This is a genomic window from Vibrio sp. NC2 (genome assembly GCF_025195005.1).
GTDB lineage: Bacteria > Pseudomonadota > Gammaproteobacteria > Enterobacterales > Vibrionaceae > Vibrio > Vibrio splendidus.
The window spans coordinates 39,426-56,704 of sequence record NZ_JANVFC010000011.1 but is presented as its reverse complement, the minus strand read 5'-3'; the positions used below and the strand labels follow the sequence as shown (position 1 = coordinate 56,704).

Annotated in this window: 12 protein-coding genes; 9 read left to right on the top strand and 3 right to left on the bottom strand. The window is 46.5% G+C overall.

Annotated elements, in window-relative coordinates:
- Window positions 1–6 precede the first annotated feature (6 nt).
- The 4 genes from pyrI (at window position 7) to NX845_RS14865 (ending at window position 4,187) form a co-directional block, all read left to right on the top strand.
- Complete coding sequence (gene pyrI / locus NX845_RS14880; RefSeq protein ID WP_102559674.1) at window positions 7–471, top strand: aspartate carbamoyltransferase regulatory subunit; 465 nt, start codon at window positions 7–9, stop codon at window positions 469–471.
- Between the two features lie 326 nt (window positions 472–797).
- Window positions 798–1,286 (top strand): arginine repressor, encoded by a 489-nt coding sequence (locus NX845_RS14875; RefSeq protein WP_004729722.1) that lies wholly within the window; start codon window positions 798–800, stop codon window positions 1,284–1,286.
- Between the two features lie 175 nt (window positions 1,287–1,461).
- Complete coding sequence (locus tag NX845_RS14870; protein WP_260256964.1) at window positions 1,462–3,345, top strand: protein-disulfide reductase DsbD; 1,884 nt, start codon at window positions 1,462–1,464, stop codon at window positions 3,343–3,345.
- 212 nt (window positions 3,346–3,557) lie between these two features.
- Window positions 3,558–4,187, top strand: a complete 630-nt coding sequence (locus NX845_RS14865) for a response regulator transcription factor (RefSeq protein WP_004729724.1) — start codon at window positions 3,558–3,560, stop codon at window positions 4,185–4,187.
- On the opposite strand, the gene NX845_RS14860 is transcribed toward NX845_RS14865, so the two are convergent.
- Window positions 4,184–5,935, bottom strand: coding sequence for a potassium/proton antiporter (locus tag NX845_RS14860; protein ID WP_004729725.1), 1,752 nt, complete (start codon window positions 5,933–5,935; stop codon window positions 4,184–4,186). The two genes, NX845_RS14865 and NX845_RS14860, sit on opposite strands and share 4 nt — an antisense overlap.
- Window positions 5,936–6,383: 448 nt before the next feature.
- On the opposite strand from NX845_RS14860, the gene NX845_RS14855 reads away from it, so the two are divergent.
- The 4 genes from NX845_RS14855 to NX845_RS14840 all read left to right on the top strand — a co-directional run bounded on the left by NX845_RS14855 (window position 6,384) and on the right by NX845_RS14840 (window position 10,360).
- On the top strand, window positions 6,384–6,650 hold the full coding sequence (locus NX845_RS14855; protein WP_004729726.1) for a DUF4212 domain-containing protein: 267 nt from the start codon (window positions 6,384–6,386) through the stop codon (window positions 6,648–6,650).
- A 10-nt stretch (window positions 6,651–6,660) separates the two neighbouring features.
- Entirely contained in the window at window positions 6,661–8,364 is a 1,704-nt protein-coding gene (locus NX845_RS14850; protein WP_004729727.1) for a sodium:solute symporter family protein, read from the top strand.
- 211 nt (window positions 8,365–8,575) lie between these two features.
- The gene (locus NX845_RS14845) at window positions 8,576–8,962 is read left to right on the top strand and encodes a hypothetical protein (protein WP_004729728.1); all 387 of its coding nucleotides are present in this window, start codon (window positions 8,576–8,578) and stop codon (window positions 8,960–8,962) included.
- Between the two features lie 12 nt (window positions 8,963–8,974).
- A complete protein-coding gene (locus NX845_RS14840; RefSeq protein ID WP_108156220.1) occupies window positions 8,975–10,360 on the top strand; it encodes a lyase family protein in 1,386 nt (461 codons plus the stop codon).
- Window positions 10,361–10,476: 116 nt separating this feature from the next.
- Here the strand turns inward: NX845_RS14840 and NX845_RS14835 are convergent, their stop codons facing one another.
- Window positions 10,477–13,908 (bottom strand): PAS domain-containing hybrid sensor histidine kinase/response regulator, encoded by a 3,432-nt coding sequence (locus tag NX845_RS14835; RefSeq protein ID WP_167409364.1) that lies wholly within the window; start codon window positions 13,906–13,908, stop codon window positions 10,477–10,479.
- 110 nt (window positions 13,909–14,018) lie between these two features.
- The gene (locus NX845_RS14830) at window positions 14,019–15,209 is read right to left on the bottom strand and encodes a 3-phenylpropionate MFS transporter (RefSeq protein ID WP_017094128.1); all 1,191 of its coding nucleotides are present in this window, start codon (window positions 15,207–15,209) and stop codon (window positions 14,019–14,021) included.
- Window positions 15,210–15,442: 233 nt separating this feature from the next.
- On the opposite strand from NX845_RS14830, the gene NX845_RS14825 reads away from it, so the two are divergent.
- The gene (locus tag NX845_RS14825; protein ID WP_065682704.1) at window positions 15,443–17,275 is read left to right on the top strand and encodes a DUF294 nucleotidyltransferase-like domain-containing protein; all 1,833 of its coding nucleotides are present in this window, start codon (window positions 15,443–15,445) and stop codon (window positions 17,273–17,275) included.
- Window positions 17,276–17,279: the final 4 nt, after the last annotated feature.

Here is a 17,279-nt window from a genome sequence, read left to right as displayed (position 1 = left end):
ACAGTCATGGTTAAACAAACTCAGCTACAAGTAGAAGCGATCCGTAATGGCAGCGTCATTGACCACATCCCTGCTCATCTTGGGATTAAAATTCTCAAACTGTTCAAGCTGCATAAAACAGAACAACGCATCACGATGGGGTTAAACCTGCCATCATCAGCGCTCGGCAACAAAGACCTAATCAAGATTGAGAACATCTTTCTGACCAAGGAACAAGCCAACCAATTGGCTCTATACGCTCCACAAGCGACAGTGAATCAAATTGAAGAGTACAAAGTGGTCAACAAGCTAACACTTGTGCTGCCAGAACAAATCAACAGTGTGTTCGCTTGCCCAAATAGCAACTGTATTTCGCACGGTGAACCTGTCGAAAGTAGCTTTAAAGTGCAGCTAAAACACGAAAACGTACAGCTAAAATGTCACTACTGTGAAAAAGTATTCTCTCGCGAGATCATGAGTGAACTTCGCTAACCCTTAGCGCTATTACCTCCGCAACAAAAACCCTTAATAATTCATGGATATTTATTCCCAACACGGAATAAATATCCATTCAACCAAAGAACAAAACTCCACAATAAAAGCAATTAACCAGAATTTTGTTTGGTGATCGCCTTCAAAAAGATAACTATCCTTTAGTGTTAGACTCAATGAATAGATGATCATACATCTCGCATACCCTCCCTCTTATTTCGGGGTTCATCGGTAAGCCCTAATTAACAATCGTACTCTACGGCTTTGGGAGTGCGTTCTGCGCTATGGACAAGCGATATCAACACGTTGACCTTAAGGAGTTGTTCATGAACCAAATCACTGAGCACGGTTGCTTGTATTCAGCTGAAGATAAAACACTGACTGCCGCGTGCAAACGCTTACTACAACAACAAAGCTTCTCGACCCAGAATCAACTGCGCGAGAAACTCGTCGACATTGGCTATACAGGTATCAGCCAATCGACTGTCTCTCGCATTTTGTCACAGCTTGGCGTTGTCAAAATTCAGAATGCCTGTGGTAAAAAGGTTTACTGCATCACGGTTGAAAGCGCGCCTGTGCGTGTCGATGCCTCAATCTCATCACAAATCGAATTAATTACTCACAACCAAGCGATGGTGATCGTAAAAACAAACCCTGGTTGCGCACAGTTGGTCGCAAGATTAGTCGATATCGACCCACATACCGAGATTATCGGTACGGTTGGTGGTAACGATACGGTTTTAATTATTCCAAAAGACACGATGAACATTGATGCTTGCGAACAAGTAGTAAGAGCACGCTTGGGTGTTGCCTAAATGTCTTATTGGCAAGGGCAGTTCACTGCAGTTGCGCTGCTAACCCTCTCTCGACTGCCTAAGAAAGTGGCCCACCCGCCCTAGCGGATATTTGCTGGTCGATGAAACTAATCACAAACTATTACGGTCTGATTGAGTTAAGATACCTTCAACTCCATTTTGATGACTAAATAGTATGCGACGACTTGCCACATTACTTTTTGTTTGTGTTTCCCTGTTCACCCAGCCTGCGTGGGCGCTTTTTGGAAACGACAACGCCGAGCCAAGCTTCGGAGGCAATAACAACGGTTTTGTCCCTGTAGACCAAGCTTTTCCTTTCAATTACTACCAGCAAGACGGCAAAGTCCTTCTCGACTGGCAAGTAAAAGAGGGCTACTACCTCTATCAACATAGCCTCTCGTTCACTGGCCAAAATCTCGCTATCGGCAATGTTGAAATGGAAGATGGCCAACCACACCAAGATGAATTCTTCGGTGAGGTGAGCATTTATACTCAGCCGTTATTCGTGCAAGTTCCGCTACAGAGTTACCAAGATGGCTCACAGCTGATCGTTAAGTATCAAGGTTGTGCAGATGCTGGTTTCTGCTACCCACCAGAAACTCGAGTAATCGACATTGAACCGTTTACTTCGACGAATCCTGGGGATATAAAAAGCAGTGATGTGCAAAACAGTGGTGATGCCCAAAACAGCAGTGCCTCACAAGGTTCATCTTCTGCAGCTGGTGAAGCGGACAATTCAGTACAACCCTCTTCTCCTACAGCTGACACAGCAAGTAATACCACTCAACAAACCAATGCTCCCGTTTCAAAAGAAGCAGGCTTAGCCGATAAGCTGGGTGACAGTTGGTGGACTCCATTATTATTCTTAGCACTCGGTGTTGGCTTAGCCTTTACGCCGTGTGTTCTGCCTATGTATCCGATTCTAACGGGTATCGTATTGGGTGGCGGCAAGCTCAGCCAAGGTCGTGCGCTGATGTTGTCGTTCATCTACGTGCAAGGCATGGCGTTAACCTACACCTTATTAGGTTTAGTGGTTGCTTCAGCAGGCATGCAGTTCCAAGCGGCCATGCAACACCCTTACGTACTGATCGCGCTGAGTGTTCTGTTCGTGACGTTGGCGATGTCGATGTTCGGCGTTTATAACCTACAACTGCCAAGCAGTATCCAAACCTGGCTCAACAATCAAAGCAACAAACAACAAGGTGGCAATACCTTGGGCGTGTTCGCGATGGGCGCTATCTCGGGCTTGGTGTGTTCACCTTGTACCACAGCGCCACTGTCAGGTGCGCTGCTGTATGTCGCTCAAAGTGGTGACCTATTAACGGGTGCGATTGCCCTGTATGCGTTAGCGATGGGTATGGGTATCCCGCTGATCTTGGTTGCGGTATTTGGTAATAAGCTACTGCCAAAAGCAGGCAGCTGGATGGATAAGGTGAAGATCGTATTCGGCTTTATCTTGCTGGCAGCGCCTATCTTCCTACTAGAGCGAATTATTCCTGAATTGTGGGCAACTGTGCTTTGGTCTGGATTAGGCTTCATCGCCTTTGGTTGGCTTTACCACAGCAAGAATGCACTGCCATTTGGCGGCTGGAAACAGAGCGCAGTGGGTATCATCGCGATGCTCGGTCTGTTCGCTTCTGCGCAACCTGCGTTGAATTACTGGTTTGCAGAAAAGAGCGTGGTGGTTGAACAGCAAATCCAATTTGCACGCATCAACACGGTTGAAGAATTAGAAATCCAGCTCATCGAAGCGAAGAAACTCGGTAAGCCAGTGATGCTCGACTTCTACGCCGATTGGTGTGTGGCCTGTAAAGAGTTTGAGAAGTACACCTTCCACCAAGCCGATGTCGAGAACAAGCTTTCTGATTTCGTCCTGCTTCAGGCTGACGTAACGAGAAACATGCCTCAAGACATTGAACTGCTTAAACAATTACAGGTACTCGGTTTGCCAACCATAGAGTTCTGGGATGGCGAGGGTAACCATGTTCCAAATGCTCGTGTTACTGGATTTATGGCTGCCGATGTATTCTTGAAACACATGCAAGACCACCAGCTATAACGGCAATATTCGCCGGAATATCTGCCTAAACGAAAGCCGCACTGCCCCTCCGTAACGAGATGACAGTGCGGCTTTTTTGCTATTCCGAGTAACGCTTTCTTATTCCGGGGATAAAAGTCGATATGGTTCAGACTTTTAATGCATAAATATTGTCCACATACTCAATCAGGATGATAATAAATATTAACTAAATTGTTAAAAGTATGAACGTCATGGACTCGACCTATACCATCATCATTGCTGATGACCATCCTCTTTTTCGCAACGCCCTGTTTCAGTCAGTTCATATGGCGATCAGTGGTGCGAACCTGCTTGAGGCTGATTCCCTCGATGCCTTACTGACTCTGCTAAAGAAAGAGGATGAACCAGACCTGTTGCTTCTCGACCTTAAGATGCCGGGTGCAAACGGGATGTCTGGCCTAATTCAACTGCGTGCTGAATACCCAGATTTACCAATTGTGGTGATCTCTGCCAGCGAGGATGCCAGCGTTGTCACTCAAGTGAAGAGCCACGGTGCCTTTGGCTTTATTCCTAAATCGAGTGATATGCGTGAATTGGTCAGCGCACTCAATCAAGTGCTGAATGGCGACCCATTCTTCCCTGAAGGGCTGATCACCAACAATGCAGCCTGTAGCGACCTTGCGGAAAAGCTTTCCACATTGACGCCTCAACAATACAAAGTGTTAGGAATGCTATCGGACGGCCTGCTGAACAAGCAAATCGCGTATGAATTGAATGTTTCGGAAGCGACCATCAAGGCGCATATGACAGCCATCTTCCGTAAACTGGATGTGAAAAATCGAACTCAAGCAGTTATCTTGCTACAAGAAATCCACAATTAAGCTTCGTTTACATCCTCTTCTAAAGTCGTCTTAGGCAAGCATAAACCCAACTTGACGACTTTATGATCATCTATATCTGCAACCACCCAAGTGATGTCATGCCACTCAAAGCTGTCACCTAATACCGGGTGTGCCCCAAGCTCTTGATCAACCAATTGTTTTAGCGTCATTTCTCGCTCTTCTTCCGAGCCAAGTTCAATACCATAACAATCGCTTACCGCAGCGACCGATAACCCAACATCTAAGAAGAAGTCACCAAAGAATCGAGCGGCTTCTTCTGCCAAAGGTGCCTCACTGAAGAGCTCACTTAGGCTATCTAGGTCTTTATCTTGACCAAGCACACAGAGAATATCGTTCGCCTCTAATATGGTACTGCCCGATGGGTGAAGCAAGGCATCTTGTCGAAACAGCGCAGTGATGCGCGTCCCTTCAGGCATCGATAAACGCTTGAGCGGTTCACCGACACACCACTTTTCCTCTTTCAGCTTGTAGACAAACATCTCCCATTCACTGGTCGGATAAATCTCGATACCGGTACGAGAAATCGGTGTTGGCGTTGGCGGTAGAGTCACTTTAGCGAGTCTTGCGACTTTCATTAAGCTGCCGCCTTGAACAATCAACGAAACCATAACCACGAAGAAGGCAATATTGAAATACAGCTGAGCATTTGGCAGACCAGCCATCATCGGGAAAACCGCCAAAATGATCGGAACTGCACCACGTAAACCGACCCAAGAGACAAACCAGCGCTCCTTGGTGGTAAAGCTTCTGAACGGCAGCAAACCCAACCAAACCGACACTGGACGAGCAAACAAAATCATACCGAAAGCCAGTGCTAACGCAGGAAGTGCAATGTCCATTAAGGTCGATGGTGTCACCAATAAACCCAACACCAAGAACATCACGATCTGACTTAGCCACGTCATGCCATCAAGGACATTAAGAATAGAGTGTCGAGAACGCGTTGGACGATTACCAATGAACAAGCCCACTAGGTAAATCGATAAGATGCCGCTGCCGCCAAGCATGTTAGAGAACGCAAACAGAGCCACGCCCCCACTGAGTACCAGAATGGAATAAAGGCCATCAGCCAGTTGTACTCGATTGATTAAGCTCCATAGAACCCAGCCGCCGCCAATGCCAACAAGGGTACCGATACCAAACTGCATCGCAAAACTTTGCAGTAGGAAGTTCATTCCCATCTCAGCGTCAGGGTTACCTAACAGCGCAATTAAAGTCACCGTCAGGAAGACCGCCATTGGGTCGTTAGTGCCTGATTCGATCTCTAGAGTTGAACCCACACGCTCATTGAGACTCTGCCCTTTCAGCAAAGAGAATACCGCTGCCGCATCGGTTGAACCAACAATCGCCCCGACCAAGATGCCCTGCATTAATGACAAGTCAAACAGCCAAGCCGCCATTAATCCGGTTAAGGTTGCTGTACATGCGACACCTATCGTCGCCAGCGAGAGCGAAGGCCAGAAAGCGACCTTGAAGCTCGCCACCTTGGTTCGCATACCGCCATCCAACAGAATCACGGCAAGCGCAAGGTTACTCACCAAGTAGGTCAGTGAGTAATCATCGAAATGAATATTACCGGGTCCATCTTCACCCGCTAACATACCAACGAACAAAAAGATCAAAAGAATAGGAACGCCCAATCGAGAGGACACTTGTGAGAAAAGCACGCTGATGGCGATGAGTACGGCACCAGTCAAGAATAAGTGGTTAATGGTTATTGCGTCCAATTCGTTCCCCCAAAGAATAAATTCCGAGCTTTAAGCCTGTTGATCTTTTGCCACTAGCTTGTTGATCTTCTGCCGTTTAGCAAGGCACGGTCGGTGAAAGTGCCGTTGTTACTATAACAAACTTATGTTTCGCTTCGTGTCATAAGCAGGGCTAAATACCGTTTCTCGGTCATTTAGTTGTTAAATTTTATGACTCGCAGTCTAATTCATCCCTTTTTGTTAGACCTTTGGCTAATTTAACAATACTGTAACATCACATTTTTCTATAGTTATGTCTCCTAGCTCCCATATTTCAGTACATTAGCGCTAATACCATCCCGACTAAAGTTGCACAGATCCCTTGACTTATCCTTGCTACATTCTAAATCGTAACATTACGTTAACACGCTATTTTACAAAACGGTTTCACAAAAACGGTTTCTACGAAAACGGAATAAAGGAGAAGGCAATGGCGTTCGAATCTACGGAACATGCTCAAGCCTACTGGAAGGAAAACTTGGGAATAATGGGAACACTACTCGCAATATGGTTTGTGGTGTCTTACGGCGCAGGCATCTTATTTGTGGATGTCCTCAATACCATTCAATTTGGCGGATTTAAGCTAGGTTTTTGGTTCGCTCAACAAGGTTCAATTTATACCTTCGTGGCGTTGATATTTATTTACGTTGTTCGCATGAATAAGCTGGACAAAAAATACAACGTACAGGAAGACTAGAGGCTAGAACATGGATATTCAAACTTGGACGTTTATTCTCGTCGGTATTACTTTCGCAGTATATATCGGCATCGCAATCTGGGCTCGCGCTGGAACAACCAGTGAATTCTACGTTGCTGGCGGCGGCGTACACCCAGTAGCAAACGGCATGGCAACAGCCGCTGACTGGATGTCGGCAGCATCATTCATCTCAATGGCAGGTATCATCTCATTCGTTGGTTACGACGGTGCGGTTTACCTTATGGGTTGGACAGGTGGTTACGTACTACTTGCGCTATGTTTAGCACCTTACCTACGTAAGTTCGGTCAGTTTACGGTTCCTGATTTCATCGGTGAACGTTACTACTCGAAAACAGCACGCATGGTAGCGGTATTCTGTGCAATCTTCGTATCATTTACGTACGTTGCAGGCCAGATGCGTGGTGTTGGCGTTGTATTCTCTCGTTTCCTAGAAGTTGATATTAACCTAGGCATCATCATTGGTATGGGTATTGTGTTCTTCTACGCAGTGCTTGGTGGCATGAAAGGCATCACTTATACGCAGGTAGCTCAATTCTGTGTCCTCATTTTCGCCTTCCTTGTACCAGCAATCTTTACCTCTATCATGATGACGGGTAACCCACTTCCACAAGTTGGTATGGGTTCAACGCTATCAGGCACGGATGTTTACCTTCTTGATAAACTGGATGGCCTAACCGAAGAGCTCGGATTTACCGCCTATACCGAAGGTAACAAGAGCATGGTGGATGTATTCTTCATCTGTGCAGCTCTAATGGTCGGTACTGCGGGTCTTCCACACGTAATCATTCGTTTCTTCACAGTACCAAAAGTACGTGATGCTCGTATCTCAGCGGGTTGGGCACTACTGTTCATCTCATTGCTATACACAACAGCACCCGGCGTTGCAGCGTTCGCTCGTGTGAACATGATTGAAACGATTAACGGCCCAGACATGCAAGGTGTCGCAGCAGTAGACGCACCAAGCTGGTATAAAAACTGGGAAAGCACTGGCCTAGTCGGTTGGGAAGATAAGAACGGCGATGGCAAAATGTTCTACTCGGGCGATGAACGCAACGAGATGAAGATTAACCGTGACATCATCGTACTGGCTTCTCCAGAACTAGCAAAACTACCTAACTGGGTTGTAGCACTACTTGCAGCCGGTGGCCTAGCAGCCGCACTATCAACAGCCGCAGGTCTACTATTGGTCATCTCAACGTCGATTTCACATGACTTGTTGAAGAAAGGCTTTAGACCAAACATGACCGACAAGCAGGAGCTATTAGCCGCTCGTTTGGCAGCGATGGTCGCGATTGTCGGTGCTGGTTACTTAGGTATTAATCCACCAGGTTTCGTAGCTCAGGTAGTAGCGTTTGCCTTCGGCTTAGCCGCAGCATCCTTCTTCCCTGCCATCATCCTAGGTATCTTCTACAAGAAGATGAACAAGGAAGGCGCAATTGCAGGTATGTTGTCAGGTATTGCCTTCACAGCAAGCTACATCATCTACTTCAAGTTCATTAACCCAGCAGCAAGCACACCGGAAAATTGGTGGTTTGGTATCAGCCCAGAAGGCATTGGTACGCTAGGTATGTGTCTAAACTTTGTAGTATCAATTGCAGTGAACAAAGTGACCGCTGAAGTTCCTGAAGATGTACAAGAGATGGTTGAGTCTATCCGTTATCCTAAAGGTGCTGGTGAAGCTCACGACCACTAAGAAGCTCGCTACTTAGTGACTAGGATAATAAGCACTTAGAAAATGAATCAGTACTTACATTGTAGGGATTAGGTACTGACTCAAGAAAGCCGATACTTTATGTATCGGCTTTTTCTTTTTCCCTGCTATTTTATAAAAAGACTAAAGAAAGGGTTGTTTTTAAACTTTCATTTGATAATAATTATCATTAACATCCATTAAAGAGATGCAAATGATGATGAAAGAGCAGCAGGTTCTCTATTCAAGATTTTACAAAGCACAGGATCGCTTTGCTTCATTAGAGCAAGTTCAAGGTAACGAACCGTTTGTGATTCGAGACTATATCGAATGCGCACTCACGCTGTCGGCTTACTATGAAAAGCATGCCGCTCAAGAAAATATCTTGTTGTGTGAACTGTACCTGCGCCAAGTTTTCTTTCATTTAATTGAAGCGATTGAGTCTCCTGACCACAGTTTCGCCTTTCGTCATATCTGCCTAGACTCTATTCACTCTCCACTATTTTATTTAAAACGCCACTACCGCCAGCAACCGCACGGCCAAGCGCGTTTTTTGAATATCAGCCAGACACTACAACAAGTCCAAGCCCCACTTGGCTAACAAGGATAGAACATGACCCAAGAATTTCGGATTGAGAAAGACAGCATGGGCGAAGTTAAAGTCCCTGCCGATGCGCTATACCAGGCACAAACTCAACGTGCCGCGGATAACTTCGCGTTTAGCTCGCACAAGATGCCAACCAGCTTTATTCAAGCACTGGCGTTAATTAAGCAAGCCGCCGCCGATACCAACGCTCAATTAGGCTTATTAGAAGGTGATATTGCAAACGCAATTGCCGAGGCAAGCCAAGAGATAATTGAGGGTAAACACCTCGAGCAATTCCCTATTGATGTTTACCAAACGGGTTCTGGCACTAGCTCCAACATGAATGCCAATGAAGTCATTGCCACGCTCGCTTCAAGAAGCTTACAAGGCGACGTGAACCCCAATGATCACGTCAACATGGGTCAAAGCAGTAACGATGTCGTGCCAACGGCGATCCAAGTAAGCGTTGCTTTGATGACAGAAAACAAATTGTTGCCTGCGTTAACTCACCTTTCTTCAGCACTTACCGTTAAACAGCAAGAGCTTGCTGAGGTAGTAAAAACAGGCCGTACTCACCTAATGGATGCAATGCCGATTACCTTTGCTCAAGAGCTTGGTGGTTGGAAGTTCCAGATTGAACACACCAAGCAAGCCATTGAAAGCAGTTTGCCAGCAATCAAGGCACTTGCTCAAGGTGGCACAGCGGTAGGTACGGGGATCAATGCCGACCCACGCTTTGCCGATAAATTTGCAAGTAACCTGTCTCAATCAACAAAGATCAGTTTTACCTCGAGTGAAAACTTCTTTTTCAACCTCAGCAGCCAAGACGCGATCGTTGCGTTTTCTGGTCAGCTTAAAACTGCAGCAGTTGCGATCCTCAAGATCTCAAACGATCTTCGCTGGATGAACTCAGGGCCGTTGGCTGGCTTAGGGGAAATTGAGTTACAAGCGCTGCAACCGGGCTCGTCTATCATGCCAGGAAAGGTCAACCCTGTGATTCCAGAGGCTGCAGCCATGGCGGCAGCGCAAGTGATTGGCAATGACACCACGATCACGATTGCTGGCCAATCGGGTAACTTCCAATTGAATGTGATGCTGCCGGTTATTGCTCATAACGTTCTAGAAAGCATAGAGTTGTTAGCCAACAGCTCAGTCGCACTGGCTGATAAAGCGATAGCTACCTTCACCGTGCGCCAAGACAATCTCGATTTAGCACTGTCAAAGAACCCAATTCTAGTGACGGCGCTCAACCCTGTGATTGGCTATCTAAAGGCAGCAGATATTGCCAAGAAAGCTTATAAAGAGGGCTTACCGATTCTTGATGTTGCAGAAAGAGAAACTGATCTCAGCCGAGAAGAACTTAGCAAGCTACTTGATCCAACCACACTGACGCAGGGTGGTATTGCCGGTTAGTTAATCAATGAACCAAAAATTAACGCTCCTTACCGAAACAAAAAAGGCCTCATACGAGGCCTTTCCACTATCCGCTCACAAGTCCGAATGTGCTAATCCGAACCTGTTAATTCAAGTTAACTCACTCGATTCAATACCGCTCTAAGTTTTAGCGGTTTCACTGGCTTGGCTATAAAACTAAAACTATTGGCCTTTATCGCTGCCAACATGTCATCGGTTCTATCAGCACTGATGATGACCCCTTCAAAAGAGTCCCCAAGACGTAAACGACACTGCTGCAGGACTTCGAGTCCGGTTCGGCCATTATCCAAACGGTAATCAGAGAAAATCACATCCGGCTGCCAACCATCATCTAGGCACTTCAAGCTTTCAACTAGATCAACGGCTGTCTTAACCTCACAACCCCAACGACCAATCAAGTTCTCCATACCGACTAAAATCTCTCGTTCATTATCGACACACAGTATTTTCAAGTGCTCGATATCACTAGTCGCCATTGGCGTCGAAGCTTGTACAACCGGAGCCACTTTTTCCGCGCGAGCTAAGGTGATGGAAAAGACACTGCCTTGGCCCGGCCATGAGCGCATCGAAATTTGATGGCCAAGCACATGGGCAATACCTTTGGAGATGGCTAATCCTAGCCCTAACCCCTGATCAGCACGCACTTGGCTACCACGAGTAAATTCTTCGAAGATCTCTTGTTGCTTGTCTTCATCGATACCGGTTCCGTTATCCCACACATCAATTCTAACCTGACCATTCACTCGTCTCGCACCCAGTACCACTTTCCCTTCCGGGTTGTAACGAAACGCATTGGTCAAAAAGTTCTGAATCACGCGTCTTAATAATTTAGGGTCAGAATGAATGAACAATGACGATGGGATCATTTGAAACTGGATTTTTTGTTGTATCGCTAAAGCGCTAAATTCCGCATTCAAATTGGTTAGTACATCATGCACGGCAATCGCATGAATGTTGGTTTCTAACTTACCGGATTCCAAGCGCGAGATATCCAACAAATCACCAATCAGATCTTCAGCCGCACCAAGGGCACTCTCGATGTGGGATGAAAGCTGTTTGACCTCTTGTTCTTTTGCCACCTCAGATAGCGAAGAAGCAAACAAGCGAGCAGCATTTAATGGCTGCATCAAATCGTGACTCACAGCCGCAAGAAAACGACTCTTGGATTGTGATTCTTGGTCCGAAATCTGAGTTGCTTTTACCAAGCGATGATTCAGTTTTTCGAGCTCTTGAGTTCGCTCATGCACTCTCGATTCCAAGCTTTCGTTAGCATCTTTTAGCGCTTGCTCTGCTTGTCGGAATACCGTGATGTCGGTAAAGCTCATCACAAAGCCACCGCTTGGCATCGGGTTACCTTGCACTTCAATGACTCGACCATCGGGACGAATGCGAGAAGAGGTGTGTCGAGTGCCTTGTTCAAGGTGATAAACACGGCGGCGAACGTGATCTTCCGGGTCGCCAGGGCCACACAAACCTTGCTCAGCATTGTGACGAATAACATCTGAAATGGGTCGACCAACCTGAATCAAGCCAGCAGGGAACTCAAACAATTCTAAGTAACGTTGATTCCACGCCACCAGCCTCATTTGTTTGTCGATTACTGCAATACCTTGGCCAATATGTTCAATCGCGCCTTGCAGTAAACCACGGCTGAAGTCGTACAATTCCGAGGCTTCATCAACGATAGTCGCAACCTCTTCAAGCTGCATGTTTCTGCCTTGCAAAGCAGAAGTGAGTACTAACTTAGCAGACGAAGCACCGAATACACCGGCGAGTACGCGCTCTGCGTGTCTAATCAGGCTTGCTGGAGCTTGTTGATTGGGAAGTAACGGCTGGCCATGTTGCTGCCAATAGCTGTGTAAGGCGCTTTTCGCTCGCTTTCGACCCACAAAACGCGATGCCAACATCTCTAATTCTGCGACTGTCACACGGTTTTGATAGAGGCTGATGTTCTCATTTTCAGGCAGTGGTGTACCAACAAATGCTGCCGATTGTAAGCGCTCACTTAGGCTTGGTCTGGTCGTCATCGAGACCACGGCATAGCACAAGGTATTGAGTAAAATACTCAGCACTATGCCCCAATTGGAGCTGCTAACATCCCAACTTCTCAGCAGTTCTGGCGGCGTGATAATCCACAGCAGTAAGTTACTTTCGCTATCGCCCGCTAGCATGCTGGTTTGACTCATCAGGGTAATCAGCCAGATCACAGAACCGACAAGCAAACCGACATAAACGCCCTTTCGGTTTCCGGGACGCCAGTACAATCCACCAATTAATGCAGGAGCGAACTGAGCAATCGCAGCAAAAGAAAGAAAGCCAATAGCCGACAATGAATGGATAGTATCGAGGGCCTGATAAAACAACCAAGCACCAAGTAACAGCAGCAAAATTAACCCACGTCGAATCACCAGTAACAGGCCAGAAAAATGTCGATGTGTTCTTTGGGTTAGACGCATACGACGCAGCAACAATGGCATCACTAAATCATTCGATACCATGATCGCTAATGCTATGGTCGATACAATCACCATGCCACTCGCCGCCGAAGTACCTCCGAGGAAAGCTAACAAAGCAATGTGATTCGCACCTTCTGCCATTGGCACACTGATAACGTAAGTATCAGCCGGCATGTCAGTGAGCAACCCTTGTCCTGCCCAAGCAATTGGCAGCACGAAAAGTCCCATCAAAATCAGGTAAAGCGGAAACAGCCAGCGAGCAGTATGCAAATCTTGAGGGCGTTCGTTCTCAACCACCATGGTATGGAATTGGCGCGGCAAACAGACAATCGCCAACATGGTTAAAACGGTATGAATAATTAAGGTCGGAATATTCGGTGATTCATAGGTGGAAGCCGCCACATCAAGCAGGTCGATTTTGTCACTGCTCACCGCCAGGTACATGATGAACAAGCCAACAATCAAAAATGCCGCGAGCTTAACGATGGATTCAAACGCTACAGCCATCATCATGCCACGGTGGTGTTCAGTGTTATCGATGTGTCGCGTGCCAAACAACATCGTAAAAATGGCCAATGCACCGACCACAAACCAAGAGACGTGATAGTCCTGATAACCAAAATCAGTGGCTAGGTTTGGCGCAACAATATCCAACCCCATGGTAATACCGCGCAATTGCAGCGCGATATAGGGAAGAATACCAACCACAGCGATAATGGTCACCGCCACCGCTAAGCCTTGAGATTTTCCATAACGAGCCGCGATAAAGTCGGCAATAGAGGTGATGTGTTCACGCTTGGCGATGAGGATCAGCCGAGCTAAGATCCGCCATCCCAATGTGAAAACCAAAATAGGGGCGAGGTAGATGGGCAAGAAGGACCATGGGTTATTGCTCGCCTGCCCGACCGTTCCATAAAAGGTCCAAGAGGTACAATACACCGCAATAGAAAGGCTATAGATCCATGGACGCCAGCGTGATAGCCAACGAACTTGCCTGTCTCCATACCAAGCGATCAAAAACAACACGCCCAAATAGGCTAAAGAGACTGGAATTACTATCCATCCTTGCATTAAAAACCCTTTTTCATCCATAAAAAAACCTCTCCATAAGGGAGAGGTTTCATTTAACTAGGGAAGTGCGTTTAACTCAATCGCATCGCTTAAATTCTGTGCTTTAGGCTTTAATTCTGAGCATCAGATTGAGCTGAGGCTGTTTGATTAACCTCAACCACTGAGCTTCTTTCATCGACCTTAATAAACAAGGCAAGTGCTCCCATTGCGGCCATACCCCAGAAGATATTGGCACCCCAAAGCTCATATCCCCAACCACTTAAGGTGGTCATCAGAGCAATAAATGCACCTAATGGAATCGCATTATAGAGAGCTTGTAGCGCAACCATCTTGTTCTGTTCTTCAGATTGGATGTATTGAATCGCTGCGATGTGTGCCATAGCAAACGTCACCCCGTGCAGCAACTGAGCCACTATCAATACTGGAATCGCAATCGTTGATGCTGTGATACCCCAACGAGCCATTACCCCGATGCCAGCAATCACAAACAGAGTGCGCAATGATAATCCAGCAAACAATCGCTTGCTCAGAGCAAATACAGCCACCTCAGCAACCACAGCCAAGCTCCACAGATAACCGATGATCGCCTCAGAGTGCCCCGCCTCTTTCCAGTAAATCGCACTAAAGCTGTAATACGCGGCGTGGCTTCCTTGAAGCAGTGCCATCAATGCAAGAAACTTCACTACCGACGATTCACGTAATAGTTGACCAAGTTTAGGTCTTTCAGTGACTTGCTCTGATTCTGTCACCGGCATTACGTTCGGGTTTCTCATCGCGAACAACAGAGAAACCAAAACTCCTGCCAGCGCAGTATACAAAATCATATCCGTGCCAAATTCAGCCACCAGATAACCAACCACCGTTGAACCAGCAATAAATGCCACTGAACCCCACAAACGTGTACGTCCGTAATCGAGCATCTTGAGACGGCTGTAATGGTTCGCCATTGCATCAGAAAGCGGAATAATCGGTCCATAGCAGAGGTTGAACATTACCGTTGCTAGCAACATCAATAAAAAGCTACCACCAGTAAAGAAATGGAAACCAACAAATAATAGCGCGACAAAACTGAGGCAACGCAATGCTGGTATTAAATGCTCAACTTTATGGATACGCGGTGTTATCACAAAGTTGGCAACACAACGCGTAGCCAAACCCACACCAATCAATACGCCAATGTCCCCTGCAGAAACGCCTTGGTCTTCAAACCACAGCGCCCAAAATGGCAGATAAACGCCATAGGCAAAAAAGAAACCAAGAAAATACTGGGATATCCAGCCATAAGGGGAAGGATTAAACATAGGCGACCTATAAAAATGTGTGGAACAAGGAAGCGCCAATTATGCCTATCTCGCATACGATGAAAAAGGGAATTATTACTGGGATAGTATTCCTATATTCAATTTACTTGGATATCGCATTTCAACGAGATATCTCAGGCTCATCGATACCCATACTCGCATTTAGACTAAAGTCGTCTGGAGCTTCGCTGGTATTTTGTCAGACTGATTAAAGACTCCCATTTCTTCTTGTGATGCTTATGCCTGACAACTTTAATATGCAGCACCCACCCTTCGATAGCCTGTCCGACACCGAACAGTTGAAGCTGCGCTCTTCATTAGACGTGGTGTATTACCGCTCTCAAGAAGTAATCCTGGAAGCCGATAGGCCGAGCCGACACCTGCACATTTTGATCAAAGGAGCGGTTGAAGAGCGCGCGAGCAGTGATGGCGAGATTTACGCACACTATGCCAATGACGATATTTTTGATGTCCGAAGCCAGTTTGAACCTCACACCAAACACCAATACATCGCGCTCGAAGATACATTAAGTTATCTGCTGCCCACCGAGATTTTTCTCGAGCTTTACCACGCTAATGGCCAATTCGCCGCCTACTTTGATAGCAACCTATCAACACGTAAAGCACTGATCGAAGCCGCCCAACAGCAGCAGAATCTAGCCGAGTTCATATTGACCAAAGTGGATGACTCTATCTATCACCCACCACTGATACTTAAACCGAACCAACCTATCAATCAAGTCACTCAAACCCTTAAAGAACAAGGTTTAGACTCCGCTTTGGTTCATTTGGATCATGATGTTCCAAAAGCTTTTGGAACATCATGTACCTTACCGTATGGAATCGTCACACGGACCAATTTATTACATGCTGTAATGCTGGATAATTTCCCACTAGATACCCCTGTCGGTGATATTGCGACCTTTCCGGTAATGCATGTCAATCAAGGCGATTTTTTGTTTAATGCCATGATTACCATGACTAGAAATCGTGTAAAAAGACTGATGGTTTGTGATGGTCTTAATGCGGTTGGTATGGTGGACATGACGCAAATTCTCAGTGCGTTTTCCACTCATTCACACGTTCTCACTTTACGTATTGCGCGAGCCACCAGCGTTGAAGAGTTGGCAATGGCATCCAACAAACAGCGTCAACTGGTCGAGAGTTTGCTCAGTAACGGGATTCGTACGCGCTTTATCATGGAGCTAATTTCTGCGGTCAACGAGCAGATCATTGAGAAAGCCTTTGAGCTCATCATTCCACCCGCGCTGCACAATCACTGCTGCTTAATCGTTCTGGGTTCTGAAGGCCGCGGAGAGCAAATTCTCAAAACCGATCAAGATAATGCACTCATCATTCAAGATGGTTTAGAGTGGCACCAATGCCAAAGCGCTATGAACGACCTGACCCACACCCTGCAGCAATTGGGCTACCCTCTTTGCCCGGGCAACGTAATGGTCAACAACCCTAAGTGGGTGCACTCTCAGCAAGAATGGAAACAAACCCTCACGAGTTGGGTAAGAAAAGCCACACCAGAAACCGTAATGGACATCGCGATCATGGCGGATGCCCATGCTGTAGCAGGTAATAGAGAACTCTTAAAACCAGTGAAACAACACCTCAGTGATTTAATGTTGGGACAGGAGTTAATCCTCACCGAATTTTGTCGCCCTGCCCTGAACTTTTCCGTTCCCCTCACCCTGTTTGGCAATGTTAAACAGTCCAAGTCAGGGCTCGATATCAAACAAGGCGGTATTTTCCCTATCGTGCATGGCATTCGGGCACTCAGCCTTGAGCATGGTGTCACGGTCAACAACACCTTTGAGCGGATTGAGCACCTAGTCGGTAAAAATGTATTGGAGCAAAGTACCGCCGATAACCTTAACGAAGCGCTCAAGCAATTCTTTAAGTGGCGCTTATCTCAGCGGTTATCCCAACAACACAGCAGCAATAAAATTAACGTGAAGTTGATGGAGCGAGCAGACAGGGATCTGCTTCGTCATAGCTTGCATGTGGTGAAGAAATTCAAGCAATGGCTAGGCTACCACTATCAAATAAGAGACTAGGCGG